This window comes from Flavobacterium kochi (assembly GCF_048286715.1).
In the GTDB taxonomy this organism is placed as follows: Bacteria; Bacteroidota; Bacteroidia; order Flavobacteriales; family Flavobacteriaceae; genus Flavobacterium.
Map to the genome: position 1 here is coordinate 213,413 of NZ_JBLVPW010000006.1, position 24,740 is coordinate 238,152.

24 protein-coding genes and 1 tRNA gene are annotated in these 24,740 nt (G+C 33.9%); 12 read left to right on the forward strand and 13 right to left on the reverse strand.

Going from position 1 to position 24,740, the window contains the following annotated elements:
* The first annotated feature begins 49 nt into the window (after positions 1-49).
* The 6 genes from hemW (at position 50) to ACNQGH_RS07680 (ending at position 3,947) form a co-directional block, all read left to right on the forward strand.
* Positions 50-1,183: a radical SAM family heme chaperone HemW gene (gene hemW / locus ACNQGH_RS07655; RefSeq protein WP_417955384.1), complete on the forward strand. Its 1,134-nt coding sequence runs from the start codon at positions 50-52 to the stop codon at positions 1,181-1,183.
* Between the two features lie 97 nt (positions 1,184-1,280).
* Positions 1,281-2,045 carry a cyclase family protein gene (locus ACNQGH_RS07660; protein ID WP_417955385.1) on the forward strand — a complete coding sequence of 255 codons (765 nt, stop codon included), beginning with the start codon at positions 1,281-1,283 and terminating at the stop codon, positions 2,043-2,045.
* Positions 2,042-2,443, forward strand: a complete 402-nt coding sequence (locus tag ACNQGH_RS07665; RefSeq protein WP_417955386.1) for a GNAT family N-acetyltransferase — start codon at positions 2,042-2,044, stop codon at positions 2,441-2,443. The genes ACNQGH_RS07660 and ACNQGH_RS07665 overlap by 4 nt, the downstream gene beginning before the upstream one ends.
* Positions 2,440-2,793, forward strand: coding sequence for a DUF4260 domain-containing protein (locus tag ACNQGH_RS07670; RefSeq protein WP_417955387.1), 354 nt, complete (start codon positions 2,440-2,442; stop codon positions 2,791-2,793). Before ACNQGH_RS07665 ends, ACNQGH_RS07670 begins: the two co-directional genes overlap by 4 nt.
* 4 nt (positions 2,794-2,797) lie before the next feature.
* Entirely contained in the window at positions 2,798-3,169 is a 372-nt protein-coding gene (locus ACNQGH_RS07675) for an MmcQ/YjbR family DNA-binding protein (RefSeq protein ID WP_417955388.1), read from the forward strand.
* Between the two features lie 67 nt (positions 3,170-3,236).
* On the forward strand, positions 3,237-3,947 hold the full coding sequence (locus ACNQGH_RS07680; RefSeq protein WP_417955389.1) for a PH domain-containing protein: 711 nt from the start codon (positions 3,237-3,239) through the stop codon (positions 3,945-3,947).
* A gap of 102 nt (positions 3,948-4,049) precedes the next feature.
* Here ACNQGH_RS07680 and ACNQGH_RS07685 read toward each other — a convergent pair whose 3' ends face one another.
* The 3 genes from ACNQGH_RS07685 to ACNQGH_RS07695 all read right to left on the reverse strand — a co-directional run bounded on the left by ACNQGH_RS07685 (position 4,050) and on the right by ACNQGH_RS07695 (position 7,429).
* Entirely contained in the window at positions 4,050-5,150 is a 1,101-nt protein-coding gene (locus tag ACNQGH_RS07685) for a DUF4407 domain-containing protein (protein ID WP_417955390.1), read from the reverse strand.
* A 210-nt stretch (positions 5,151-5,360) separates the two neighbouring features.
* A complete protein-coding gene (gene pckA / locus ACNQGH_RS07690) occupies positions 5,361-6,962 on the reverse strand; it encodes a phosphoenolpyruvate carboxykinase (ATP) (RefSeq protein ID WP_417955391.1) in 1,602 nt (533 codons plus the stop codon).
* Positions 6,963-7,042: 80 nt separating this feature from the next.
* Positions 7,043-7,429 carry a DUF423 domain-containing protein gene (locus ACNQGH_RS07695; RefSeq protein WP_417955392.1) on the reverse strand — a complete coding sequence of 129 codons (387 nt, stop codon included), beginning with the start codon at positions 7,427-7,429 and terminating at the stop codon, positions 7,043-7,045.
* Positions 7,430-7,633: 204 nt separating this feature from the next.
* Here ACNQGH_RS07695 and ACNQGH_RS07700 point away from each other — a divergent pair, with 204 nt between their 5' ends.
* Positions 7,634-9,004: a saccharopine dehydrogenase family protein gene (locus tag ACNQGH_RS07700; protein WP_417955393.1), complete on the forward strand. Its 1,371-nt coding sequence runs from the start codon at positions 7,634-7,636 to the stop codon at positions 9,002-9,004.
* A gap of 69 nt (positions 9,005-9,073) precedes the next feature.
* On the opposite strand, the gene ACNQGH_RS07705 is transcribed toward ACNQGH_RS07700, so the two are convergent.
* Positions 9,074-10,462 carry a dipeptidase gene (locus ACNQGH_RS07705; RefSeq protein ID WP_417955394.1) on the reverse strand — a complete coding sequence of 463 codons (1,389 nt, stop codon included), beginning with the start codon at positions 10,460-10,462 and terminating at the stop codon, positions 9,074-9,076.
* 108 nt (positions 10,463-10,570) lie between these two features.
* On the opposite strand from ACNQGH_RS07705, the gene ACNQGH_RS07710 reads away from it, so the two are divergent.
* The 4 genes from ACNQGH_RS07710 (at position 10,571) to ACNQGH_RS07725 (ending at position 16,583) form a co-directional block, all read left to right on the forward strand.
* A tRNA-Leu gene (locus ACNQGH_RS07710) sits at positions 10,571-10,652 on the forward strand.
* 1,292 nt (positions 10,653-11,944) lie between these two features.
* A complete protein-coding gene (locus tag ACNQGH_RS07715) occupies positions 11,945-13,258 on the forward strand; it encodes a BNR repeat-containing protein (RefSeq protein ID WP_417955395.1) in 1,314 nt (437 codons plus the stop codon).
* A gap of 32 nt (positions 13,259-13,290) precedes the next feature.
* Positions 13,291-14,481 carry a glycoside hydrolase family 88 protein gene (locus tag ACNQGH_RS07720; protein ID WP_417955396.1) on the forward strand — a complete coding sequence of 397 codons (1,191 nt, stop codon included), beginning with the start codon at positions 13,291-13,293 and terminating at the stop codon, positions 14,479-14,481.
* A 59-nt stretch (positions 14,482-14,540) separates the two neighbouring features.
* On the forward strand, positions 14,541-16,583 hold the full coding sequence (locus ACNQGH_RS07725; protein WP_417955397.1) for a DUF2264 domain-containing protein: 2,043 nt from the start codon (positions 14,541-14,543) through the stop codon (positions 16,581-16,583).
* Positions 16,584-16,655: 72 nt separating this feature from the next.
* Here ACNQGH_RS07725 and ACNQGH_RS07730 read toward each other — a convergent pair whose 3' ends face one another.
* The 9 genes from ACNQGH_RS07730 to ACNQGH_RS07770 form a co-directional block, all read right to left on the reverse strand.
* Positions 16,656-17,018: a nuclear transport factor 2 family protein gene (locus ACNQGH_RS07730; protein ID WP_417955398.1), complete on the reverse strand. Its 363-nt coding sequence runs from the start codon at positions 17,016-17,018 to the stop codon at positions 16,656-16,658.
* 85 nt (positions 17,019-17,103) lie between these two features.
* A complete protein-coding gene (locus ACNQGH_RS07735; protein ID WP_417955399.1) occupies positions 17,104-18,012 on the reverse strand; it encodes a pseudouridine synthase in 909 nt (302 codons plus the stop codon).
* A 258-nt stretch (positions 18,013-18,270) separates the two neighbouring features.
* A complete protein-coding gene (locus tag ACNQGH_RS07740) occupies positions 18,271-19,227 on the reverse strand; it encodes a geranylgeranylglycerol-phosphate geranylgeranyltransferase (protein ID WP_417955400.1) in 957 nt (318 codons plus the stop codon).
* A 217-nt stretch (positions 19,228-19,444) separates the two neighbouring features.
* A complete protein-coding gene (locus ACNQGH_RS07745; protein WP_417955401.1) occupies positions 19,445-19,858 on the reverse strand; it encodes a response regulator in 414 nt (137 codons plus the stop codon).
* Positions 19,848-20,585: a sensor histidine kinase gene (locus tag ACNQGH_RS07750; RefSeq protein WP_417955402.1), complete on the reverse strand. Its 738-nt coding sequence runs from the start codon at positions 20,583-20,585 to the stop codon at positions 19,848-19,850. The genes ACNQGH_RS07745 and ACNQGH_RS07750 overlap by 11 nt, the downstream gene beginning before the upstream one ends.
* Positions 20,586-20,825: 240 nt before the next feature.
* The gene (locus tag ACNQGH_RS07755) at positions 20,826-21,275 is read right to left on the reverse strand and encodes a hypothetical protein (protein WP_417955403.1); all 450 of its coding nucleotides are present in this window, start codon (positions 21,273-21,275) and stop codon (positions 20,826-20,828) included.
* Positions 21,276-21,679: 404 nt separating this feature from the next.
* A complete protein-coding gene (locus ACNQGH_RS07760; protein WP_417955404.1) occupies positions 21,680-22,618 on the reverse strand; it encodes a mevalonate kinase family protein in 939 nt (312 codons plus the stop codon).
* 56 nt (positions 22,619-22,674) lie between these two features.
* Positions 22,675-22,869: a hypothetical protein gene (locus ACNQGH_RS07765; protein ID WP_417955405.1), complete on the reverse strand. Its 195-nt coding sequence runs from the start codon at positions 22,867-22,869 to the stop codon at positions 22,675-22,677.
* A gap of 41 nt (positions 22,870-22,910) precedes the next feature.
* Positions 22,911-23,993 (reverse strand): diphosphomevalonate decarboxylase, encoded by a 1,083-nt coding sequence (locus ACNQGH_RS07770; RefSeq protein ID WP_417955406.1) that lies wholly within the window; start codon positions 23,991-23,993, stop codon positions 22,911-22,913.
* Between the two features lie 112 nt (positions 23,994-24,105).
* Here ACNQGH_RS07770 and ACNQGH_RS07775 point away from each other — a divergent pair, with 112 nt between their 5' ends.
* Entirely contained in the window at positions 24,106-24,582 is a 477-nt protein-coding gene (locus ACNQGH_RS07775) for a TspO/MBR family protein (RefSeq protein ID WP_417955407.1), read from the forward strand.
* Positions 24,583-24,740 lie beyond the last annotated feature (158 nt).

Genomic DNA, 24,740 nt, shown 5'->3' on the forward strand with positions numbered 1-24,740 from the left:
TATTAGTTTTTAGAACTGACCACTGAGCATTGATCACTGACCACTAAATATGTCAGGAATCTACATTCATATCCCTTTTTGCAAGCAGGCCTGTAATTACTGCGATTTCCATTTTTCGACTTCGATGAAGAAGAAGGAAGAAATGGTCTTGGCTATTGCCAAAGAAATTCAAATGCGTGCAGGTGAGTTTGAGAATGAAATTATTGAAACCATTTATTTTGGTGGAGGAACACCCTCTGTTTTAACATCCGAGGAAATTAATTTCCTGATTAGCGAAGTGTATAAAAACTATGCTGTTTCAGAAAATCCTGAAATCACGCTTGAAGCCAATCCTGATGATTTGTCAAGTCAACGAATTATTGAATTATCCAAAAGTCTGATTAATCGCTTAAGCATTGGGATTCAGTCTTTTTTTGAAGAAGATTTGAAAATGATGAACCGGGCTCATAATTCAGCGGAAGCTCGGAAGTGTTTGGATGAAGCTGCCAAGTATTTCGACAATATTTCCCTCGATTTGATATACGGAATTCCAGGAATGAGTGATGAAAAATGGAAACAAAATGTTGAAACAGCTTTGTCATTTGGTATTCCGCATATTTCGAGTTACGCGTTGACCGTGGAACCAAAAACGGCATTGAACAAACTGATTCAAACAGGAAAAATCACTGCTCCTAATGATGAAGCCGCCCAAGGACACTTTGCTATTTTGGTCGAAACCCTTGAAGCCAATGATTTTATACATTATGAATTATCGAATTTTGGGAAAGAGAATTACTTTTCAAAAAATAATTCAGCGTATTGGTTAGGAAAAAAATACATTGGAATTGGTCCTTCGGCGCACAGTTATAATGGTATTTCCCGAAGTTGGAATGTTGCGAATAATTCGATTTATTTAAAATCAATTCAAGAAAATAAACTGCCCAATGAAATAGAAATCCTTTCGATTTCAGATCGTTATAATGAGTATGTTATGACTGGTTTGCGAACGATATGGGGTGTTTCTTTGGATAGAATCGAAACTGAGTTTGGGGTCGAATATCTGGAATATCTCCAAAAGCAAGCTCAGAAATTCTTAGATGATAAATTTCTTTCTATCGAAAATAAGATTTTAAAAACGTCTCCAAAAGGAAAATTTTTGACAGATGGAATTGCATCGGATTTATTTTACTTAAATTTGGAATAGTTAAAATTCGTCGCAAAGTGATAAAGGCACAAAGAAATAAGTAAAGTTTGACAAGGGACTTTGCGCCTTAACACCTGGTGGCATTAAAAAATAATTTGTGTTAGCATCAATCCAACATAACAATAAAATTGTAGCAGTTGATTTATCAAAACCCATTGATATTTCAATTCCATTAACGAATACTGATGAAAATCCTATTGCTTGGTATATTGAGAAACCGGTGATTGAACCCGTGGTTTTTGGAGATTGGGTTGGGAAAGTTTCAGAGGGAAAGTCATCTACAAATTTCAATAATATTTTTTTTAATCCGCACGGACACGGAACCCATACTGAATGTCTGGGTCATATTACAAGGGAATTTTATAGTATTAATAAGTTGCTGAAACAGTTTTTCTTTTTGGCGGAACTGGTTTCGGTTCAACCGGAAATAAAAGGAGAAGATTTGGTAATTACTAAAAATATCCTTTTGGCGGAGCTCAAGGGAGCAACACCTGAAGCAATTATTATTAGAACATTACCCAATTTAGAAGCAAAAAAACATTTGAAATATTCGAATACGAATCCGCCTTATCTGGATGAAGACGCTGGGCATTTCCTTCGGGAAAGCGGGATTCAGCATTTACTAATTGATTTACCAAGTGTCGATAAAGAGCGTGATGAAGGAAAACTTTTGGCGCACAAAGCATTTTGGAATGTCACAGATATTAATAATCTTAATGCGGACGCCCGATTGTATTGCACCATTACGGAGTTAATTTTTGTTCCAAATGAAGTAAAAGACGGGAGTTATTTGTTGAACATACAAATCGCTTCTTTCGAGAATGATGCAAGTCCAAGTAAACCGATACTATACAAAATATGATAACCGTTTCAACCGATAAAAATAAGCTGGACGTCCCTTTTATTCAGCAGTTCCTTAAAGATATTTATTGGGCGGCAGGGCGAACAATACCCGAAGTTCAAATTACCATAGCGAATTCGTTTTGTTTCGGAATTTATATTAATGACAAGCAAATAGGTTTTGCCCGTGTTATTACGGACTATGTGGTTTTTGCTTATGTAATGGATGTTTTTATTGCTGAAGAACATCGTGGCAAAGGATATTCTTCCATTTTAATAAACAGTATGATGACCGAAACTAAGCTAAAAGAAGTTAAGATTTGGCGATTGGCCACATCAGACGCGCATTTTTTATATCAGAAATTTGGATTTAATTTGTTGGCTCATCCTGAAAAATTAATGGAGAAAATTATCAAATGAAAGCAATTATCAAATTAGAAGAATTAGGATTATTTGTTCTTGGAATTTATTTTTTCATTCAATTGGATTATGAATGGTGGTGGTTTTTAGTTTTAATTTTAACTCCAGATTTATCTATGATTGGATATGTTCTTGGAAATAAAACAGGAGCTTTCTGTTACAATTTGTTTCATCATAGAGGAATTGCCATTGCATTGTATCTTATTGGGATTTATTTTTCAAATTCATTGATTCAACTTTCAGGGGTGGTATTGTTTACTCACTCTTCAATGGATCGAATGTTTGGTTATGGATTGAAATATGAAACGGGTTTTAAATATACTCATTTGGGCGAAATAGGAAAAAAATGAAGCAATGAATCTAGAAACGTATTACGAATACTGTCTTTCCAAAAAAGGAGTAACGGAACATTTTCCTTTTGATGAAGATACACTGGTGTTTAAAGTGGGCGGAAAAATGTTTGCTTTGTCATCCTTAAGCCAATGGGAAAAAGGACAGCCAGCAGTGAATTTGAAATGTGATCCAGAGCGCGCTGAGGAATTGCGTGCTGAATACGATGCTATTCAACCCGGTTTTCACATGAGTAAAGTTCATTGGAATACAATTGCTGTAAATGCAGCTGTACCAGATAGGCTCATAAAAGAATTGATAGATCATTCCTACGATTTGGTTTTCAAAAGTTTAACAAAGAAAATGCAGGGTGAAATTCAAGAATTAGAAAATTAGGCATTACTTTTGCGAAGAAAATTAGAATAAAAATTATAAACACATACTGAATAAATTCAGCATAAAAATGAAAGAACAATTTAAGAAGTTTTTAAACGAAGAACAAGATCCTAAAGCCATCGAAAAAATCGCTTCAAAATTGAGTGATCTATTGATGAAGAATGAAGAAATCGGTTATATTGCTGTTCAGAAAAAGCCGGCAATTACTGTTTTGCCTGATAGTATTGTGATGACCAATAAAAGAATTATCATTTGTCAGCCAAAAAATCTGGGACTTTCCATGAATTTTATTGATTACACTTGGGATGAGATAGAGGGAACTTTTGTAAAAGAAAATATTCTAGGCTCAGAGTTTTCTTTTACAACAAGAACCAACATGGAGGTTTCGATAGACTATATTCCTAAAATTCAAGCGCGTAAAATATTTACCTATGCGAAAGAACAATTGGATATTTTAAAGACGGGTACTGTTTTAAACGCAGTAATAGTTGATGAAGTTCCAGTTAATCTAATTGAAGAAATGGAAGTAATCGAAGAAATGGAAACGGAAGAAGTGACTAGTTTTGCCGAAATAATGCCGGTGGCACCGCCAGTTTTTACTATGGAAAATGAGCAATTCAATTCACAGCCTGAGACTGCAAAGGAAAATGGACTAAATGGATTGTCGCAAGATGAACTTTTTGAAAAACTGCAGAATTATAAAAAATTACTTGATAACGGATTGATTTTACAAGGTGAATATGACGCTTTCAAAAAAGAGATTTTGAGCCATATGTAGTTTTTAACCGGGAGCAACATAAAGCTTTTCGCATAATGAGGTTAAGAATAAATAACAAAAAACAAAACCCGACACTTAAAAAGTGTCGGGTTTTGTTTTTTGTTATAAAGTTCTTTTCTGTTTCTCTACAAAATTATGGGCTTGTAATTCTAGTAATTCAGTTGCTTTTTTGCGCTGTAGGTCGTATAGATTTTTATCTTGGGCAATATCTTCGTAAACTTTATCGTGCATAGAAGCACTAGTTTTTACCAGTAAACTTCGTTGGTATTTGTCTTGGTCCAAAGTAGCTTTTAGAGCCGTTTCCAAATCGTCCAATTTAAAATCGTATTCCCCTTTCGGAGACAGAAGTTTAGCAATAATTGGAGAAGTTTCAATAGCTAAAAACAACAGCATGATAAAAAAGGAAGGCAGCCAAGGTAATTTATTTAAAGCATTGATTCGGGCCATTAAACCATCAAAACCTTCAATGATAGGCTGGGTTTCGGTAACTTTTTTATCTAAACTGGCTTGGAGTGTTTTTGACTTTTTCTCCACTTCAGCAATTTTGGCTAAGTTGGTTTTTTGTAAAGTGTCCAGTTCTTTCTTAACCAAATCATGTTTAGCTATTTTTTCTTTAAATACAGGACCTTTGCCTATTTTTTTTGTTCCGGCGGTTCCTTCGGCCTCAGTAATATAGGTTTCGTAAAGTATATTGACTTCCTTTTCTTTATTCGTGATTTCTGACTTTAATTTGTCGATTTCAGCTTTATTTTTATCTAAATCTGATTTGAAATAATTAGCCACTTCTTTTTTGTTATTCAAAGCCATGGCATTTTTCTCTTTCAATAAAACGGTGTTAATTTCTTTTTCGAAGATTTTAATTTCTAATGGTTTTGAAATTACTATTGCGATAATTACTGCCAAAATAATTCGGGGTGTTGCTTGTAGAAATTCACTTCCAAACCGGTCTCTTTTTCGGATCGTAGAAACAATAAAGCGGTCGAGGTTAAATATCAGTAAGCTCCAAACTAATCCGAAAAGCAAAGCAGGATACACATTATCGAAAACTGTATAAAGAGCGTAAGCACTCGCAATAAAAGCCATAACAGCTGTAAAGAAAACGGTGGCGCCAATACCAACATATTTGGTTTGTTCGCCCTCGGAGCATCCCTCAAGAAGATCTTTGTCGGCTCCGGAACACAGGATAAAAAATTGTTTTAACATGATTGATTTTTTTGATTGATTGATGATTACAAATTTAACGCCAAAAGATGAATATTGGTATAAATAATTGATATGTTTTTAGTTGGCTTTTGTTGTTATAGAAAAAGAGCATTTTTAAGCTGTAAAATGCCAATTAGAATTTTGTTTAAAATAAAAAAGAGCCATTCATAAAAATGAACAGCTCTTTTTCTTTTTTGAATTATAATTAACTTATGCTAAAGGAGCCCCTGCCATAATTTCGGCATTAGCAAATTCTTCAAATTTGGCAAAATTAGCTTTAAATTTCTGAGCTAATTCAACCGCTTTTTTATCGTATAGTTCAGGATCTTCCCAAGTATTTCTAGGATTTAATATCTCACTAGGAACATTCGGGCAAGATTGTGGTTTTGCAATTCCGAATACTTTGTGATTGTCATACGCCACGTTGTCTAATTCACCGTTTAACGCGGCAGTAATCATAGTACGAGTGTATTTTAATTTCATTCTGCTTCCTATTCCGTATGGCCCGCCTGTCCAACCGGTATTAATTAGCCAAACCTTCACATTGGCGTCTTTCATTTTTTTGCTCAACATTTCAGCATATTTTGTTGGATGTAGCGGCATAAAAGGCGCGCCAAAACAAGCAGAAAAATTAGGCTGTGGTTCTGTTATTCCTTCTTCAGTTCCAGCGACTTTGGCAGTATACCCAGAAATAAAATGGTAAGCCGCTTGACCTGGCGTAAGTTTAGAAATTGGAGGCAAAATACCAAAAGAATCCGCAGTTAAGAAAAATATATTTTTGGGATTTTTTCCAATCGAACCTGGCTGGATATTATCAATATGATAGAGTGGATAACTTACTCTGGTATTTGGAGTTATAGAAACATCCTGAAAATCTACTTCATTAGTTCCCTCTTTGAAAATTACATTTTCCAAAATTGCTCCTTTTTTAATTGCTCTAAAAATATCGGGTTCGTTTTCTTCAGAAAGGTTTACTACTTTAGCATAACAACCTCCTTCAAAGTTGAAAACGGTATTTTCATTTGTCCAGCCATGCTCATCGTCTCCAATAAGTTTTCTTTTTGGATCGGCTGATAAAGTAGTTTTACCTGTTCCTGATAATCCAAAGAAAATGGCAGTATCCCCTTCATCGCCAACGTTAGCGCTGCAATGCATGGGTAGTGTGTTTTTGAAAACAGGCATAATGAAATTCAGGGCAGAAAATATTCCTTTTTTCATTTCACCGGTATATCCTGTTCCCCCTATTAAAACTATTTTTCTTGTAAAGTCTAATATGGCAAAATTGCTTTGACGTGTACCATCAACTGCTGGATCTGCAAGAAAACTTGGTACGCAAAGTAAGGTCCATTCTGGCGAGAAATTTGCTAAATCTTCGAGATCAGGTCTCAAAAACATATTGTAACAAAACAAATTTGCCCAAGCTGTTTCAGTGATCACTCTTACATTTAATCTGTAATTTGGATCGGCACATACATAAGAGTCTCTAACAAAAATTTCTCTATGGGATAAGTAGGTCGTTACTTTCTTATATAAAGCTTCAAAGGCATCTGATTCGAAAGGAATGTTTACCTTTCCCCACCAGACTTGGTTCTCCGTTATCTTATCCTTTACGATAAAACGATCTAATGGTGACCGTCCTGTATATTCACCTGTATTAATTGCTAGTGCTCCCGTTGAACTCTCCACTCCTTGACCAGATTTTATTGTAATTTCATGCAATTCGTCTGGTGACAATTGATAATTAATTTTTGCGTTTTCAATTCCTAAGTCTTTTAACGAAATCGATTGCGAGAAAAGGATGTTATTGTCCATAAATTTGATGTTGTGTGTATTTATTTTATAGACTACAAAAGTAGAAATTATATTTCAGATAGAATTTGTTTATGTGGATTTTATGATTTTTTATTAATAATATTCATTAATAAAACTCCCCAGGCCAGTATTAATAGGAGTCCACCGATGGGTGTCATAAATCCTATAATTTTAAAATCAAAAAAGTTGAGGTCATTTGTTGCTAATAAATAAATGGATCCTGAAAATAAAATTACTCCAAAAAGAACTAAAAAATGGATTGTTTTTTTTGCTTTTTGAGATAGGTGATTTGTTGCTCCAATAAATAATAAGAAAATCGCATGGTACATTTGATAGCGTACTCCTGTCTCGAAAGTGGAAAGTTGTTCAAGAGATAGTACTTTTTTTAGGGCATGTGCCCCAAATGCTCCTAAAATGATCGCGATCATTCCAAATATTGCTCCCGTAGAAATTATTTTTTTATCCATTTTTGAATTGTTTTCTATGCAAAAGTATCTCTTATCTACTCATTGTAAAAGAAATTTTTAAAATTATTTTGTAAATGAATTTTTTAGAAATAGATATGATTTAAGAATTTTATATCGCTTCACTATGATTATTTTTGTGTTTTAATAAATACTAGTTGTTATAAATACAACAATATTGTATATTTGTGTTATATTTATGTAATTATGAGAATAATTTTAATCATTGGAGCAGGAAGATCAGCTTCGTCGTTGATACAATATCTTTTAAGTAAATCAGAAAAGGAGAACCTTCATCTGATTATTGGCGATTTATCGTTGGATTTGGCTCAAAAGAAAACCAATAATCACCCGAATGCAACTCCAATATCTTTAGATATTTTTGATGAAAATCAAAGAAAGAAGGCGATTCAAAAAGCCAGTATTGTTATCTCCATGTTGCCGGCTCATTTACATATTGAAGTGGCTAAAGATTGTATTGTGTATGGAAAAAGCTTGGTTACGGCATCTTATGTCAGTGATGCCATGCAGGAATTGGATCGTTTGGCAAAAGAAAATAACTTAATTTTTATGAATGAAATAGGTCTTGATCCTGGAATTGACCATATGAGCGCCATGAAAGTTATTGATGAAATTAAGGATAAAGGAGGTAATATGCTTTTGTTTGAATCTTTCTGCGGAGGGCTGGTAGCACCAGAATCTGACACTAATCTTTGGAATTATAAATTTACTTGGGCACCACGAAATGTGGTTTTGGCAGGTCAGGGCGGAGCAGCCAAATTTATTCAGGAAGGGGCATACAAATACATTCCATATTGTAATTTGTTCCGGAGAACTGAATTTCTTGAGGTAGAGGATTATGGTCGATTTGAAGCCTATTCCAATAGAGATTCTCTGAAATACCGTAGTGTTTATGGACTGGATGATGTACTTACCTTATATAGGGGCACCATTCGTAAGGTAGGATTTTCCAAAGCATGGAACATGTTTGTGCAATTGGGTATGACTGATGATAGTTATAGTATGGAAGATTCAGAAAACATGAGTTACCGAGAATTTGTGAATTCCTTTTTGCCATATCATCCAACAGATTCTGTAGAAATCAAAATGCGTTTGATTCTTAAAATCGACCAAGATGATATTATGTGGGATAAGCTTTTAGAACTGGATTTATTCAATCGCAATAAAAAAGTAGGTTTAAAAAATGCAACACCAGCACAAATTCTGGAGAAAATCCTAAGTGATAGCTGGACGCTTCAGCCTAAGGATAAAGATATGATTGTAATGTATCATAAATTTGGGTATGAGTTAAATGGCAAAAAAGAACAAATTGATTCAAAAATGGTTTGTATTGGTGAAGACCAGACCTATACCGCGATGGCAAAAACTGTTGGTTTACCTGTTGCTATGGCCACATTATTGATACTTAATGGTAAAATTACCACCCCTGGTGTACAACTTCCTATTCGTAAAGAAGTGTATTTGCCTATTTTGAAGGAATTAGAAGAATACGGTGTTGTTTTCAAAGAACAGGCAATGCCTTACTTGGGATATAATCCTGATAAAGATTTTAATTAGTAGTTTCTTTTTATATTTTTTTAGTTTGATGAATCCGCCTCTTTTGAAGCGGATTTGTTTTTTTTGATATTATTTGGATAGTTGTACAAAATATTTATAAAACAACGGAATGGTTTCAATTCCTTTCAAGTAATTGAATATTCCAAAATGCTCGTTTGGCGAGTGGATGGCATCGCTATCCAAACCAAATCCCATCAGGATGGTTTTGCTTTTCAATTCTTTCTCAAACAAGGCTACGATGGGAATACTTCCTCCAGAGCGCACGGGAATTGCAGGAACACCAAAAGTCTCGGTATATGCCATATTTGCAGCTTTATATCCGATGCTGTCTATTGGTGTCACATAGCCTTGCCCTCCATGATGTGGTTTTACTTTTACGGTAACGCCTGCCGGAGCAATGTTGATGAAATGTTTGGTGAAAAGTTCGGTGATTTCTTCCCAATCCTGATTAGGAATCAAACGCATGGAGATTTTGGCGAAAGCCTTACTCGCAATTACGGTTTTGGCACCTTCTCCGGTGTAACCGCCCCAGATTCCATTGACGTCTAATGTTGGGCGGATCGAATTTCTTTCGTTGGTTACATAACCTTTTTCGCCATAAACATCAGTTAAGTCCAGTGCTTTTTTATAATCTTCTATGTTGAAAGGCGCTTTGGCCATTTCAGCTCTTTCTTCGAGAGATAATTCCTGAACCTTATCATAAAAGCCTGGAATCGTAATACGATTGTCATCGTCATGAAGAGAAGCAATCATTTTTGCTAAAACGTTGATTGGATTGGCCACAGCACCGCCGTACAATCCGGAATGTAAATCACGATTAGGTCCGGTAACTTCTACCTCTACATAACTTAATCCACGCAAACCAGTCGTAATGGAAGGTTGCTGATTTGAAATCATTCCGGTATCGGAAATTAAAATCACATCGTTTTTTAGTTTGTCCTGATTGCGTTCCACAAACCAACTCAAACTTTTGGAGCCTACTTCTTCTTCGCCTTCAATCATAAATTTTACGTTGCATGGCAAAGTGTTTGATTGGACCATATATTCCAATGCTTTTACGTGCATGTACATCTGGCCTTTGTCGTCACAGGATCCGCGGGCAAAAATAGCACCTTCAGGATGAATTTCAGTTTTTTTGATAACAGGTTCAAATGGGGGTGAAGTCCATAATTCCATAGGATCTGGCGGTTGGACATCATAATGACCATAAACCAAAACCGTTGGGAGCGATTTATCGATAATTTTTTCACCGTAAACAATTGGATAGCCAGGTGTATCGCAAATCTCAACAAAATCGCAACCTGCCTTTTCTAAACTTACTTTTACCGCCTCGGCAGTATCGATAACGTCCTGAGAATAAGCAGTGTCAGCACTTACCGATGGGATTTTTAATAATTCAATTAATTCGTTTATGAAACGATCTTTATGTTGTTGAACGTATGATTTTATATTTTCCATTAATTGATTTTATTTAGAGTTTCAAAAGTACAAAAAAGAGTATGAATATTTTTTGTGAAATTTACTTTGAAAATTGGAAGTTATGTTTATCTTTGCACCCACAATTGCGCGGATATGGTGAAATTGGTAGACATGCCAGACTTAGGATCTGGTGCCGCAAGGCGTGTAGGTTCGAGTCCTATTATCCGCACTTCAAGAATCCTTTAAACGTTGTAAACAAACGGTTAAAGGATTTTTATTTTACTATACCCCCGTATTTCCCCCGAAACATTTTTAAAACTAGTAAGATAAAGAAATGTATGAGTATCTTAGCTTTAAACAACAAAAAGTATAACTTCATCAAAAAAAGCTTTTGAGAAATTTGAATTTTATATTTGTAAACGTCATCTTAAATTAATATATTTATCTAAGTTTCACTAAACTTCGCGATACCAGATTTTAGTGGCGATATGAAATTAATACCTAACAGACGACAGAAACTAGTTGAAATGTCGCCAAAAAAAGATGAGTTATGTCGAGAATTGTAATGGCAATAGGTTTAACGTTCACTTTCCTAGGTTGGATTTTATATCACCTTATAGTTAAAAAGGACTTAAAGAAAAACTTAAATAACATGTACCTTGGACTTTTTTTTATAGGAGCTTGGATACTTTTCTATTTTTTTATTGTTGAGTGTTTTTAAATTCGTGAATTATTGACTATCAAATTCGCTCCGCAAAGCGTTCTCATAAAAAACTGCGCAAATATCTACTGACTTTGCGCAGTTTTTTTATTACTTATGAAGTGTAAACGTCTCAAAAGCCTCAGGCTAAATCCCTAGTAATACCTTCTAACAATTTTATGACTCATGCTGTCTAGAATCAATACCAAAATAGAAATAATAAGTGCAATTCTTATTTATGTATCATAACTTAAAACCGTAAACCTCAACTCAGATGTTTTAGAGGTTTTTTGTTTTGTAAAAATTGTCCAACCATTGCTCAATAATTTCATTTTTTTGTATTTTCTAAAATAAAAAAGAAGGTTTCCGTAATGGGAGGCCACTGAAAAATCCTGTCTATGGGTTTGCAGTCGCCACTAAATAAACCATCAATTGGAGTAGGACGCAATCCGGTTATTAAGTGCGAACGTGTCCAACTCTTTAGGTCGTTCTTAATCTCAAATATTGCTAATGACATGGGAGGTGATAACTCCAATTGTAACCCCTTTATTTGTTTTCTGTTGTACAATGTAAATGTAATGACTTTTGAGGTTTTCGTTTGTGATTTTCAGCAAATCCCCTCCACGTTGTCCAATCTCAAATAATTCGCTACTTTCGTAATTAATACAATCGATGGGATTATTTAATAAAAGTAAATGTAAATCCATAAAGAGTCTCTGAAAAAGAAAATCAGAAGCGGATTATTAGCTTATTTTTATTCTTATAAATTCTTAGTTTAAGAAAAAAAGAAATTTAACGTATAAATATAATTTTTGAATTTGATGAAAAACAGTACAATATTAAAATATTTTTTTTGCAGTTTGATAGTCTGTTTGTCAGCATGTAGTGTACATAAAAATGGACAAACAGATGTTGGGTATGGCTGGACTAACAATTCTATAAACACTGTTAAATTTCGAAAAAATGCTTTAACGACTCATGGGAAGTATCAATTTACGGCGTACTATGATGCGGATAGTTATCTAATTCTTGGAAAAAGAAAGTTAAACACTTCTAATTGGGAAATAGTCAGGACGGTTTATAGAGGAAATACAAAAGATGCGCATAACGATATCAGTATTGCTGTTGATGGCGATGGATATTTGCATGTAAGCTGGGATCATCATGACACCAAACTTCGATACGTCAAAAGTAAAAAGCCTATGGGGCTGGAACTTGGTGATGAGCAGGCAATGACAGGTAATGAGGAACTGAAGGTTGCCTATCCTGAATTTTATAATCTGCCCAATGGTAATTTACTTTTTTTTTATCGCTCCGGAGTATCTGGAAGAGGAAATATGGTGATTAATTCCTATGATTTAAAAAATAAAAGTTGGTCGCAACTACAGCGAAATTTAGTAGACGGAGAAGAAAAAAGAAGTGCTTATTGGCAGGCCAGTACAGATCAACAAGGAGTGATTCATCTTTCGTGGGTATGGAGAGAAAGTTGGGATGTGTCTACCAATCATGATTTGTGTTATGCCCGATCAAAAGATGGTGGCCTGACTTGGGAGAAATCCATGGGAGAAAAATATACATTGCCAATAACCGTTTCAACTGCTGAATATGCTTGGAGAATTTCTCAAAAAAGTAATTTAATCAATCAAACAGCAATGGCTGTTGATAAAAAAGGTAATCCCTATATTGTAACGTATTGGAATGAAAAGGAAATCCCTCAATATCAAATTGTCTATCTGGATAATGGGAACTGGAAAAGAATAAATACAGGATTCCGTAAAACACCTTTTTTTCTTGGCGGCGGAGGTACTAAACAAATACCTATTTCAAGACCTGATCTGTTTATCGATAATAAAAGAAGCAGCCCATCATTATATGTTCTTTTTAGGGATGAAGAAAGAGGGAATAAAATTTCACTGGCATACAGTAATTTGACTAATAGTGAAAATTGGAAAATAGTAGATCTAACCAATAATTCTGTAGGGCAATGGGAGCCAAATTATGACATTACCCTCTGGCAAAAGAAAAATAAATTACATGTTTTTTCGCAAAATGTCACTCAAATTGACGGTGAAGGATTAGTAAAAATACCACCAACTAGAATCAGTGTTTTAGAAATAAATAATTTGCCGAAATAATTAAATAGAGAATGAATAAAAACTTGAATCAAATGGTTTTAAAAAAAATAAGAAAGGGCCTGCTTGTTTGTATGGGTGCAATTTTGCTGTTAAGTTCTTGCGCCATTAATAAATTAGAAAAGCAGATTGATAATACACTTAATAGAGGTGTTAGTCAGTATACTTATATGATGAAAAGATTGCCTAAAGACCGTTATCCAAAAACGTATTATGCAGACAAGGATAAATTGGAAACTAGTGGTTCAGGATGGTGGTGTAGTGGTTTTTATCCCGGAACAATGTTGTATTTGGATGAAGCAGCCAAGTCATCCGTTTTACAAGGTGAAATAGACAGAGTTTTGCAAGATTTGAAGCGAGAACAATACAATACAACAACACACGATCTTGGTTTTATGATGTTTTGTAGTTTTGGAAATGCCAATCGTTTAAATCAAAAGCCAGAATATGCAGCGATATTAATGAATAGTGCACAATCATTGGCCTCGCGTTTTGATGAGACTGTTGGCTGTATTAAATCTTGGGATTCTTCTGATGATAGTTATCTGGTAATCATAGATAACATGATGAATTTAGAACTCCTTTTATGGGCGAGTGAATATAGTGGTGATAAAAAATATTATGACATTGCCGTTAAACATGCAGACACCACTTTAAAAAACCACTTCCGTGCAGATCATAGCTCCTACCATGTTGTAAATTATAATAGTAAAACAGGGGACGTAAAGCTAAAAAGAACTGCTCAGGGATATGCGAACGAATCTGCATGGGCAAGAGGACAATCCTGGGGATTGTATGGTTATACCGTGATGTATAGAGCAACAAAAGATAAAAAATATTTAGACCAGGCGGTTGCTATTGCAGAATTTATTTTGAATCATTCTAATTTGCCACAAGATAAAGTGCCTTATTGGGATTTCAATGCGCCAAATATCCCAAATGCTTTAAGGGATTCTTCTGCGGGAGCAGTTATAGCTTCTGCTTTATTAGAATTAGGAAATTATGTTGATAAAGATGTTTCAAAAAAATATTTAGCAGTGGCTAAAACTATTTTAACAACACTGACCACTAAAGAATATATCGCTGAAGAGGGAACTAATGGAGGCTTTTTGTTAAAACACGGCGTAGGTCATATACCTGAAAAGTCAGAAGTAGATGTGCCTTTAACGTACGGGGATTATTATTTAGTTGAAGCTATGCTGAGATACAAAAAACAAATAAAATAGGTTAAAAAATAATGAGAATCCTGTTTGATAAGAAATACTCGATAGCTAAAATTAGTACTATGAAAAAAAAATATTCATTTATTTTATTGTTTCTGATGTACCTACCAATATGGGCACAACAACAGCAACAAGAAGAAACGGTTCAGAATTCAGCTGCCGATAATGTTTTTAAAATTGTAAATCCGGATTATAAGTTAAGTCCATATACAGGAATGACCAAGCAGCACTGGAAAGATGCTGCACTTTATTTATTGAAAGGGGCTTTTGGTTATATCCATAATCTGGATGATCCGATGAAGTTTCCGAAACAACTGGGAGTAAGCTACCCTATGGATGAAGGAAAAGTGCCAACGGAAAAATTAGAAGGACTTTGCAGAACGCTGTTTGTTGCAGGTCCATTATTAAAGGATAATCCGAACTTAGTCATTAATAACATAAAAGTGGCCGATTATTACCGACACCAAATAGGGAAGTTAATAGATTCAAACAGTCCGTCTTATATTGTGCCTCGTTCAAAAAATGGTGGTCCAAGTCAAAATTTAGTGGAATTTGGAGCCTTGTCAGTGTCAATGCTAATTGCTCCAGAAATATTGTGGGATCCACTATCTCAGCTTCAAAAAGATGCCTTGGCCAAAACGATGATGAGCTATGGTGATGGTCCAACGGTACCTTCAAACTGGAAGTTTTTTAACATTTTCGTGTTGAGTTTTTTCAAAGACAAAGGCTATCCTGTTAATGAGGGATTGTTGGTTGACTATTTGCAAAAATCATTGGATCATTATAGAGGTGGAGGTTGGTATAATGACAATCCCGCTTTTGATTATTATAGTATGTGGGCTTTCCAAATGTATGGTATGGTTTGGTCTGAATATATTGGAAAAAAATACTATCCGGAATTTGCAGTCAAATTCGAAACTAATTTTAAGGATCTAAAAGATAATTATCCCTATATGTTTAGCCGAAACGGGGAGATGATTATGTGGGGGCGCAGCATCAGTTATCGAATCGGTTCTGTTATCCCTTTTCCACTTATGGGATATGAACAGGATAAAAATATTAATTTTGGTTGGATGAGAAGAATTTCTTCGGGTGTAATGAAGCAATTTTTAGAACATCCTGATTTTATGAAAGACAATGTTCCTACTCTAGGGTTTTACGGTGCGTTCGAACCTGCTGTACAAGGCTATAGCTGTCGTGGAAGTGTTTATTGGATGGGAAAGGCATTCTTAGGATTGATGGTTCCGGATAATAATCCGTTCTGGACTGCAGGTGAAAATGAAGGAGCCTGGGAAAAGGAATTTGCAAAAGATACCGTCTACCATAAATTCCAGAAAGCGTCTGAAATTCTAATTACAGATTATCCTAATATTGGCGCAGCCGAGTTAAGAGCATGGTGTAATGTTCGGGTAATTAATACTAACGAAAAATTTCGAGGAAGTGAAAATTACAACCGCTTATCGTACAATAGCGCATTCCCTTGGCAAGCTGATGGTGCTAATGGTGAAGTAGCAATGAACTATGTCATCAAAAATAACAAACAGGAATGGGAACCCTTCCGAATGTACACTTTTAAAAAGTTTGAGAATGGTGTGTATTACCGTGATGTAGTATTGGAGACCAATAGTGATATCAAATTTAATTTAGCCGATATTCCCTTAGCAAATGGTATTTTAAGGGTGGATGTAAATAGGAGCACTGATCCAATTGCTATGCGATTAGGTCATTATGCTTTGCCAATATTGGATGGGGAAATTAAAACGACTGTTGCTACAGTAAAAGGACGGCAGGTAACTATTATTGATAATGGAAAATACCAGTTGGCAATGATTCCACTTTTAGGCTGGGATAAAACAGAAGTGGTTATGGCTAAAGGTTTAAATCCTTCAAGTGATGAAAGTGCAGTATTAGAAGTTAGTATTAATTCCACGCCTCAAAAAGATACCCCTGCTATTTATTCTACTTTAATGTTATGGAAAAAGTCAGGAGAACAATGGAGCGATACAGAATTATTGCCTGTAAAAAAAATTAAATATTCCAAAAAAGAAAATACAGCAAGTATTACGATGAGAAATGGCGAAAAAAAGATTGTGAAGTATAATTAATTTAGAGGTAGAAAAAATAAATCCCATTTGGCTCTGACCTAATGGGATTTATTTTTTATTCAAAGTCGTTTTTTAACCGTGATACACTCGGGAAGCGATTATTTTATTTTCCTTAATGTCCAATACTTCAGCAACAAGCATGTCTTCTTCTCCGTTCACTGTTCTAATATATTCCATAAAAACACGATCTCCGTTGGCGGTAAGCGATTTAACTTTATAATTGAGGCTTGGTAAACGCTCAAAAGCATCTTGCCACCATTCTCGCAAAGCATCTTTACCAGAAACAAAGCCATTGGTGTCAGGTTTGTACATTTTTAATTTTGGACTAAAATGTACTGCATCTTCATCATACAAAGACAATAGTTTTTCTAACTCTTTATTATTAAAAGTTTCAAACCATTTAAAAGCAATTGATTGTAATTTTTCTGGTGTCATATTAATTAGGATTGAATTTTTAATTAAAAAAATCCCATTTCACTTTATGCGAAAGGGATTTCATTTTTATGATTTCAAAGAAATATTAAACGTTCTTCAAATTGATAATTTCTTGTTCTGTAAGCAATCTCCAGTTTCCTCTTGGCAAATTCTTCTTGGTCAGACCAGCAAAAGAAACTCTATCAATTCTTAGGACATCATAACTAAAGTGTTCAAAAATAGAACGAACTACTTTTACATTGGAAGATCTTAATTGTAAACCAATTTCACTTTTCGCTTCCCCGTCAATGTAGCTTACATCTTCTACAAAAACACGGTGACCGTCAAGAACTAATCCTTTGTTTATTTTTTCTAAATCTTCATATTTCAAATTTTTATCAAGTGAAACTTGGTATATTTTAGATGATTTCTGACTTGGTAAAGTAAATTTACGAATCATGTCTGTATCGTTTGTGAACAATAACAATCCAGTAGTATTCTTGTCCATTCTTCCAACGGCACCAATTTTTGCAGTTGTAGAACCTTTTACCAATTCCAATACATTACGATACTCCTGACCTTCGTCCATTGCAGTCGTAAAGTTTTTTGGTTTGTTTAGTAAGATGTATACTTTTTTCTCCGGTGTCAAAGTGGAACCGTCAAAATTCACAACATCTCCTGGTTTTACCATGTATCCCATTTCGGTAACAGGAATTCCGTTTACTTTTACCGTCCCGGATTGAATATAAATATCAGCGTCACGACGCGAGCACGCACCAGAATTAGCGATGTATTTATTCAAACGAATTTCGTCTTTTACTTTTGGTCTCTTTGGTGCTTGATTTGGTTTTTTCTCTACTTTGTCAGCAGCGATATCGGCAACTTTAGTATTTACTTTAACTTTTTTCGGCCCTTGAGCGCGCTTCTGCATGGCAGGTTTTGGCTTATTCGAACTTGGTCGTGAGCTATTCGCTCTTGGACTACTTTTCTTATTGTTGCCTTCCTTGTTATTCATAATATATTCAATAATTTGTGCAAAGATACTATTTATATAATTGAGAATCAATAAGAGGCAATTATAAAAACGCTAACTATCTAGTTAATAAGCCAATTAATAAGTTTTAGTTTAGTTTTTCGGAACTATTTCGTGATTTACGCTCTATCTTTTTCTTTTTAAAGAAAAAAGAAAAAGGATGGGACTCACCTAATGAGGAAAATTGGGAGTTATAAGGAAGTTGTTTTACTCTTTTTATAATTCCAAGGAAGGGATAATCTAAATCATCATCAATAATTTTTTTCCATGCCACAAAACGCTGGGATTGATAAGCACAATACAAAATACCCCAGCCACAATAAGGAATTTTAGGACATTATGAAGTAACAAAAATTGAGATTTGGTAGTTGATTCCCATAAGTAAACCAAGAAAAAAATCAAAATAATAAGACAGGAATAAAAGTAGATATCCATATAACCTACATCGTAAATTTCGATTAAAAGATAAACGGGAATTACTGTCAGAATCGTCAAAGTTGTAATCGTTTTTTTTGCTATTTGTTCACCATAAACAATCGGAATCGTTTTGTAATCATTGGCTAAATCTCCTTTTAGGTTTTCTAAATCCTTAACCATTTCCCGAATAAGAATAAGTAAGAACAAAAAAGCGGCATGCGCAAATATTACAGCAAGCTGTCTTTTGTAGTTTTCAATTTCTTCAAATGGAATCTGGATATAAAAATACAGCAGTATTGCAAAAAAAGGAAGAACTGCCAGCAAAGAGGCTGTAAGATTTCCTACAATCGGATATTTTTTTATTTTGTGCGAATAAAACCAAATGGAAAATATATAAGCTGAAAAGAATAAAAATACGCGCCAAGAAACAAACAAAGCCATTATCGCGACAATGAAATTCAGTGCGAAATACACGCTTAATTTTGTTTTTTGACTCACCAGTCGGTCCAGCATGGATTTATTAGGGCGATTGATTAAATCTTTTCGGCTGTCATAAAAACTATTTATAATATATCCTGAAGCAATTGCAAGCGAAGATGCAAAAACAAGTATAAATAGATTGAAATCGAGTAGAATATCCAGCGCTCTTTTTTCAGGTGCAAGAATAAATATTGCCGAAAGGTATTGTGCCAAAATAATTATTGGAATGTTATACCCTCTAACTACAGAGAACAAACTGACAATTTTCATTATAAGAAGCTTGTTCTTTCTGCTTAACATTTTTTATTAAAATTTTTTTTCAAGTTTTACAAGATTGGAGTAAACTTGCTTATTTATTTTCAAATTTAGGATTTTGTTTTTAAAATCTTCTTCATTTTTTCACAAAAAAACAAATGTGAATTCTTCTTAGATGATATTACTGAAAAATTTACTAAATGCTTAGAGTATTTCTGATTGCAAATGGATAAAGATACTGACTTCAGATGATTTCAGATGATTAGGCGGTTTTTGAAGATGAATCAGAATAAATCATTTCGCGAAATTGATTAACCGGAAAAAGTTTGCTTAAAAGGCTTTTTACATATTTATTACTTTTTGCTCGCGTAATATCATTAGGATCTAATGTAGATGAAAGCATGAAAATTTGAGTTTCTTTTTTCAGTGCTTCGGGTAGCATTTCAAATTCTGAAAGGAACTCAAATCCATCCATTTCAGGCATTTTAATATCCAGCAGAATAATTAATGATTCCTCAAAATTCCATTTATAGTTATTAAGCCATTGAATTCCTTGTATGCCATTATTAGCAATGTTTATATCAGTTATACCGAGGGCTTTTTTTAGTAATTGTTTAGTGACAATTTGATCAATTATATTATCGTCAATTATCAAGATTTTATAATTAGGTTTCATATTGTTTAGGTATAGTTACTATAAATGTACTTCCAATATTTATTTCCGAATCTACCGTTATGTAGCCATTAAGATTTTCAACAGCTTCTTTTACCAAGTAAAGGCCTAATCCGGAACCTTTCTTTTTATTATTAGTTACAAAAAACATTTCAAAAATTTTGACTAGGTATTCTTTATTAATTCCTATGCCATTATCTTCAATTTCTATTTTGTAAAATTCTCCCACAACATAAGTTTTAATTGAAATATACCTTTTTTCTTTTTTTTCATCAGAATACTTGATGGCATTTGATACTAAATTATTTAAAATAATTTTTAATCTCAATTCATCGCTACACAATTCATCAACCGATAACTCTTTTTTGATAGCAATTTGATCCATGGCTTTAATATAGAGATGTTGCGCAATGACTTCATCTATAATTTTATTTAAACTAACGGGAGCAATGGTTACTTTTTTTCTCTTATTTCTAGAGTAATCTATTATCTCTTTAATGAATTCATCTTGCTTATCAAGGCCTTGATACATTAGGTCTAAATAGTATCTTATTTGGTTCAAGTCATCTTCCAATTTTACAATTTCTATTAATCCTTTTAAGGAAGAAATGGGAGAACGCAGATCATGTGAAGCACTATACACAAATTTGTCAAGTTCCTGATTGGCAATGATTAAATTTCTGTTTTTATCATCTGTTTCATGTTTCGAACGTCTTAATCTGTTAACCATTACGGAATAGTAAATACTTACACTGCCAATGATTATCAAAGTAAAAAAAATATCTATAAAAAGAAGGTAAGTTTTAATCGAGCGTGTGCCTTCTCCAAGTACATTAGAGAAATTTCGTTCGTTTTTTGTTAATTTATCGGTAATGATATTGATCTGTTGAAAAATCTTTTGCTTATCATCTGGTTTTAAATTATGAGTGTTTATTTTTTTATGGGCTTCGTTTCCAATAGATGCTAATTGTTATATCAAATAATCTCCTTTTTTCCATTCATTAATAGCCTTTGCTAAGAAGGGTGCTGAGTGGAAATGTCTAAATAACCAAATTATATCATCCAGATCTTTCTCGTTATTTCTACCGGCTCTAAATCCATTTTTAATTGTTTTACTATCGCCATTGTAAGTTAAGCCAATTCGTGCAATACGATCTCCTTTTGGAACGTTTAATTCTTCATTGAACAATTTCCATTGAGTAGGATCTTTAGTATAAAGATAGGTTGTCAAGTGTCGGGTTGCATCTTTTTGTCCTTTGGAATAATGAGATTCTCCATTTACATATGCTCTGGACGCCGATAAGATTTTAATAGTTAGGTAGTTGATGATAATCAATGAAGAACACGATAGAATTACTATAGTCAGAGGAATGAAAATATTACGTAGTTTAAAATCTCGAATAATTTTACTTTCAGACATATAGTTTTTTTTGTAAAGAGAACATGCAAAAAAAAATCAGATGCTTAATGATAGGATGTTTTTATTGAAAATACAGGAGTTTATTTGAATTTTATTTAATAATAGTTGTATTGCAAATGATTTAAATCAATGCTTTTAAGGAGTTTATCAAAAAGATGTAATTGTAGTGTAAATTACTTTTATAGTCCAGTAATAGTTTTATTACTATCGAAACGGTTTAAGAATTTTTGTTTTTTATAATGGAGTTGCAGAATATACCTATAGGTATTCAATACGAATCAAACTGCTTCGAAAATAATAATTGCAGTGTGCTTATGAGGCAACAAACTGATAATTTTTGCCATTAAGAAGCTTGTGCTGTCTGTGGGGCCTTATAGGAGTTTATATTTTAAGGGCTGGCGTTTTTAAAACTGATAAACGACCTCAAGCTTGTAATCTTTCAACGAGATTTTGGCTTTTTCTAAATCTTCAGTAAAACCTAAGATATAACCGCCACCACCTGAACCACATAATTTCAAGTAATAATCATTACTATCAATTCCTTGCTGCCAGATTCCATGAAATTGTTCAGGAATCATCGGTTTGAAGTTATTCAAGACTACTTTTGATAATTTCTTAGTATTCATGAACAAGGATTTCATGTCGCCACCAAGGAAATTTTCGACACAGGCATCCGTATGCTTTACAAATTGATTTTTCAACATGGTACGAAATCCTTTGTCTTTCAGGTTTTCCATGAAAATATTCACCATTGGAGCCGTTTCACCCACAATTCCTGAATCAAGCAAAAACACAGCACCTTTTCCGTCTAAACTTTGTGTTGGTATGCCGGTAGCTTCAATGTTATCTTTAGAGTTGATAAGAATCGGAATGCTCAAATAACTGTTTAAAGGGTCCAGTCCAGAACTTTTTCCGTGGAAAAAACTCTCCATTTGAGAAAATATATTTTTTAGTTGTAATAGTTTTTCACGAGTCAAATTCTCAAGAACCGTGATTTTATTTTGTGCATATTTATCGTAAATAGCCGCTACAAGAGCACCGCTACTTCCTACACCATAACCCTGAGGAATGCTGGAATCAAAATACATTCCAGTTTCAACATCATTTTTTAAGGTCGCTAAATCAAAAGAAACTAAGTCGGGTTGCTCGTTTTGCAACGTTTCCAAATGGCTGACAAAACGTTTCAAATTTCCATTTGACTTTATAGCTTCATCAGATGGATTTTCATCTCTTTTAAGCGCACCATTATAAAAATTATAAGGAATTGACAATCCTTTTGAGTCACGAATAATTCCGTATTCTCCAAAGAGTAATATTTTTGAGTAAAATAAAGGTCCTTTCATATTAGATTGTAAATTAGCAATTTGGGGTTGATAATTAGGTATTTTAATAGGTAATTTTATAAATCGACTGTATCTCCGCGATTTGCCTCTTGAATTCCAAGATCAATTTCTTCTTGTTCTTCAGGAGATAATTCCTTCCACACATCTTTTTTTTCTGATTTGAAAATGTTTTTTATAGATTCGATTACGTCCTTGTCATTAGTTTCTAATATCAATTTAATCAATTCTAATTTCTCCGATTGAATATCCATAATTTCAGTTCTTTAAAACTTAAAGGTAGGGAAAAAACAAATTAATTCAACAAAGCTCCATTTCCAATTTCGTCACAAATGTACTGACCATTTTGGCAATAGCCAACTAATTCGTCTTTAATAAATTGTAAAACGGTAACTGCTACATTTTCAGGGTATAAAACGTGAACATTTGCACCAGCATCTAACGTGAAACAAACCGGAATTTTAGTCTCGTTTCTAAATTTCCAAATCGAATTAATGATTTCCAAAGTGTTTGGTTTCATCAATATAAAATAAGGCATGGAAGTCATCATCATGGCATGCAAAGTTAAAGCTTCACTTTCCACAATTTTGATGAATTCGTCTAAATGACCGTTTTCAAAAATGGTAATCAATTGGTCTAAATTTTCATGGGCTTGTTTGAATCGGCTTTCAGCAAAAGGATGGTTGTGCATCAGATCATGTCCAACGGTGCTGGAAACCTGTTTTTTGCCTTTGTCAACCAATAAAATCGTATCTTGGAAATTCTTAAAATTAGGATGGATAGCATTTGGAAATTCAATACCGAATAAATCAGAACTTCCTGAGATATTGGCATGATTTCCCCAAACGACAACGCTTCCTTTTACGCTCCTACAAGCGCTACCGGAACCTAAACGTGCTAATAAAGATGCTTTTTGATAGAAATATTCTTCCGTCATTTCAGGATTTAATGTTTTTTCTAAACTCATTAAGTTCATCGCCAAAGCTGCCATTCCGGATGCTGATGAAGCAATTCCCGAACTATGCGGAAATGTATTTTGAGTGTCAATTGTAAAATGGTAGTCCTTCAAAAAAGGCAAATACACTTCAATTCTTTCCAGAAATTTTTGAATTTTTGGTTTGAAATCTTCTTTTGGTTTTCCTTCAAACAGCAAATCGAATGAGAATGTGCTGTCATTTTGTTTTTTGGCAAAAGCCAATTTGGTAATGGTTTTGCAATTATTCAACGTAAAACTAACGGATGGATTAGCAGGAATTTGATTGTCTTTTTTTCCCCAATATTTCACAAGTGCAATATTGCTGGGTGCGCTCCATTGGAAATTTCCTTTTTCAACGGAATGCGTATATTTTGATGGAATAAAATCGTTTGCTGAAATCATGAACTTAAAAATTTTCGCAAAGATACTTTTTTTGGTTAATTTGTTTATCTGGTTATCTGGTTAATCGTTAGAAAGATTTGAGTAAATTTGGGTCCTATTAGAAAAAGTAAAAATGAACAAAATTACCCGAATATTAGCTATTGTTGTTACTTGTCTTGCTATTGGATATTTTTCAGGAATGGTTACTCGTTCTGCTATAACAACATGGTATCCTACTTTGGTCAAACCAAGTTTTAATCCGCCCAATTGGATTTTTGCACCGGTTTGGAGTATGCTTTATATTATGATGGGAGTTGCGGCTGGATTGGTCTGGAACCGAATTGATTTTGAAAAAGAAATAGTTAAGAAAGCGTTGGTTTTCTTTACGATACAATTGGCATTGAATGCTTTGTGGTCCTATTTGTTCTTTGGATTACACAACCCGATGCTGGCGGGTTTGGAAATTATTGTTTTGTGGCTGATGATTTATGAAACCTATATTCAGTTTGCCAAAATCAATAAAATTGCAGGTTATTTATTTATGCCGTATTTGGCCTGGGTAAGTTTTGCGGCTGTTTTAAACGGAAGTATTTGGTGGTTGAATAGGTAGTTTTTAGTGTTCGGTTCATTTTGTGACAGGAACTAAATTATTTTATCGAGTTACTTACATAAAAAACACTTATATTTATAGTAAATACAAGGATATGGAAAAGATATTTCAGGGTGAGAATATTTTAGAGTTTATAAAGACATTCCCAGACGATCAAA

Excerpts from the sequence above, each read along its gene's own strand:
- ACNQGH_RS07665 (WP_417955386.1), top strand. The coding sequence starts at position 2,042 with ATGATAACCGTTTCAACCGATAAAAATAAGCTGGACGTCCCTTTTATT.
- ACNQGH_RS07695 (WP_417955392.1), bottom strand. The coding sequence starts at position 7,429 with ATGGATAAAAAAATAATTTCTACGGGAGCAATATTTGGAATGATCGCG.
- ACNQGH_RS07670 (WP_417955387.1), top strand. The coding sequence starts at position 2,440 with ATGAAAGCAATTATCAAATTAGAAGAATTAGGATTATTTGTTCTTGGA.
- ACNQGH_RS07700 (WP_417955393.1), top strand. The coding sequence starts at position 7,634 with ATGAGAATAATTTTAATCATTGGAGCAGGAAGATCAGCTTCGTCGTTG.
- ACNQGH_RS07755 (WP_417955403.1), bottom strand. The coding sequence starts at position 21,275 with ATGTCTGAAAGTAAAATTATTCGAGATTTTAAACTACGTAATATTTTC.
- ACNQGH_RS07715 (WP_417955395.1), top strand. The coding sequence starts at position 11,945 with ATGAAAAACAGTACAATATTAAAATATTTTTTTTGCAGTTTGATAGTC.
- ACNQGH_RS07730 (WP_417955398.1), bottom strand. The coding sequence starts at position 17,018 with ATGACACCAGAAAAATTACAATCAATTGCTTTTAAATGGTTTGAAACT.
- ACNQGH_RS07750 (WP_417955402.1), bottom strand. The coding sequence starts at position 20,585 with ATGGTTAACAGATTAAGACGTTCGAAACATGAAACAGATGATAAAAAC.
- ACNQGH_RS07770 (WP_417955406.1), bottom strand. The coding sequence starts at position 23,993 with ATGATTTCAGCAAACGATTTTATTCCATCAAAATATACGCATTCCGTT.
- ACNQGH_RS07735 (WP_417955399.1), bottom strand. The coding sequence starts at position 18,012 with ATGAATAACAAGGAAGGCAACAATAAGAAAAGTAGTCCAAGAGCGAAT.
- ACNQGH_RS07760 (WP_417955404.1), bottom strand. The coding sequence starts at position 22,618 with ATGAAAGGACCTTTATTTTACTCAAAAATATTACTCTTTGGAGAATAC.
- ACNQGH_RS07680 (WP_417955389.1), top strand. The coding sequence starts at position 3,237 with ATGAAAGAACAATTTAAGAAGTTTTTAAACGAAGAACAAGATCCTAAA.
- hemW (WP_417955384.1), top strand. The coding sequence starts at position 50 with ATGTCAGGAATCTACATTCATATCCCTTTTTGCAAGCAGGCCTGTAAT.
- ACNQGH_RS07720 (WP_417955396.1), top strand. The coding sequence starts at position 13,291 with ATGGTTTTAAAAAAAATAAGAAAGGGCCTGCTTGTTTGTATGGGTGCA.
- ACNQGH_RS07765 (WP_417955405.1), bottom strand. The coding sequence starts at position 22,869 with ATGGATATTCAATCGGAGAAATTAGAATTGATTAAATTGATATTAGAA.
- ACNQGH_RS07775 (WP_417955407.1), top strand. The coding sequence starts at position 24,106 with ATGAACAAAATTACCCGAATATTAGCTATTGTTGTTACTTGTCTTGCT.
- ACNQGH_RS07675 (WP_417955388.1), top strand. The coding sequence starts at position 2,798 with ATGAATCTAGAAACGTATTACGAATACTGTCTTTCCAAAAAAGGAGTA.
- ACNQGH_RS07725 (WP_417955397.1), top strand. The coding sequence starts at position 14,541 with ATGAAAAAAAAATATTCATTTATTTTATTGTTTCTGATGTACCTACCA.
- ACNQGH_RS07745 (WP_417955401.1), bottom strand. The coding sequence starts at position 19,858 with ATGAAACCTAATTATAAAATCTTGATAATTGACGATAATATAATTGAT.
- ACNQGH_RS07685 (WP_417955390.1), bottom strand. The coding sequence starts at position 5,150 with ATGTTAAAACAATTTTTTATCCTGTGTTCCGGAGCCGACAAAGATCTT.
- ACNQGH_RS07705 (WP_417955394.1), bottom strand. The coding sequence starts at position 10,462 with ATGGAAAATATAAAATCATACGTTCAACAACATAAAGATCGTTTCATA.
- ACNQGH_RS07740 (WP_417955400.1), bottom strand. The coding sequence starts at position 19,227 with ATGTTAAGCAGAAAGAACAAGCTTCTTATAATGAAAATTGTCAGTTTG.
- pckA (WP_417955391.1), bottom strand. The coding sequence starts at position 6,962 with ATGGACAATAACATCCTTTTCTCGCAATCGATTTCGTTAAAAGACTTA.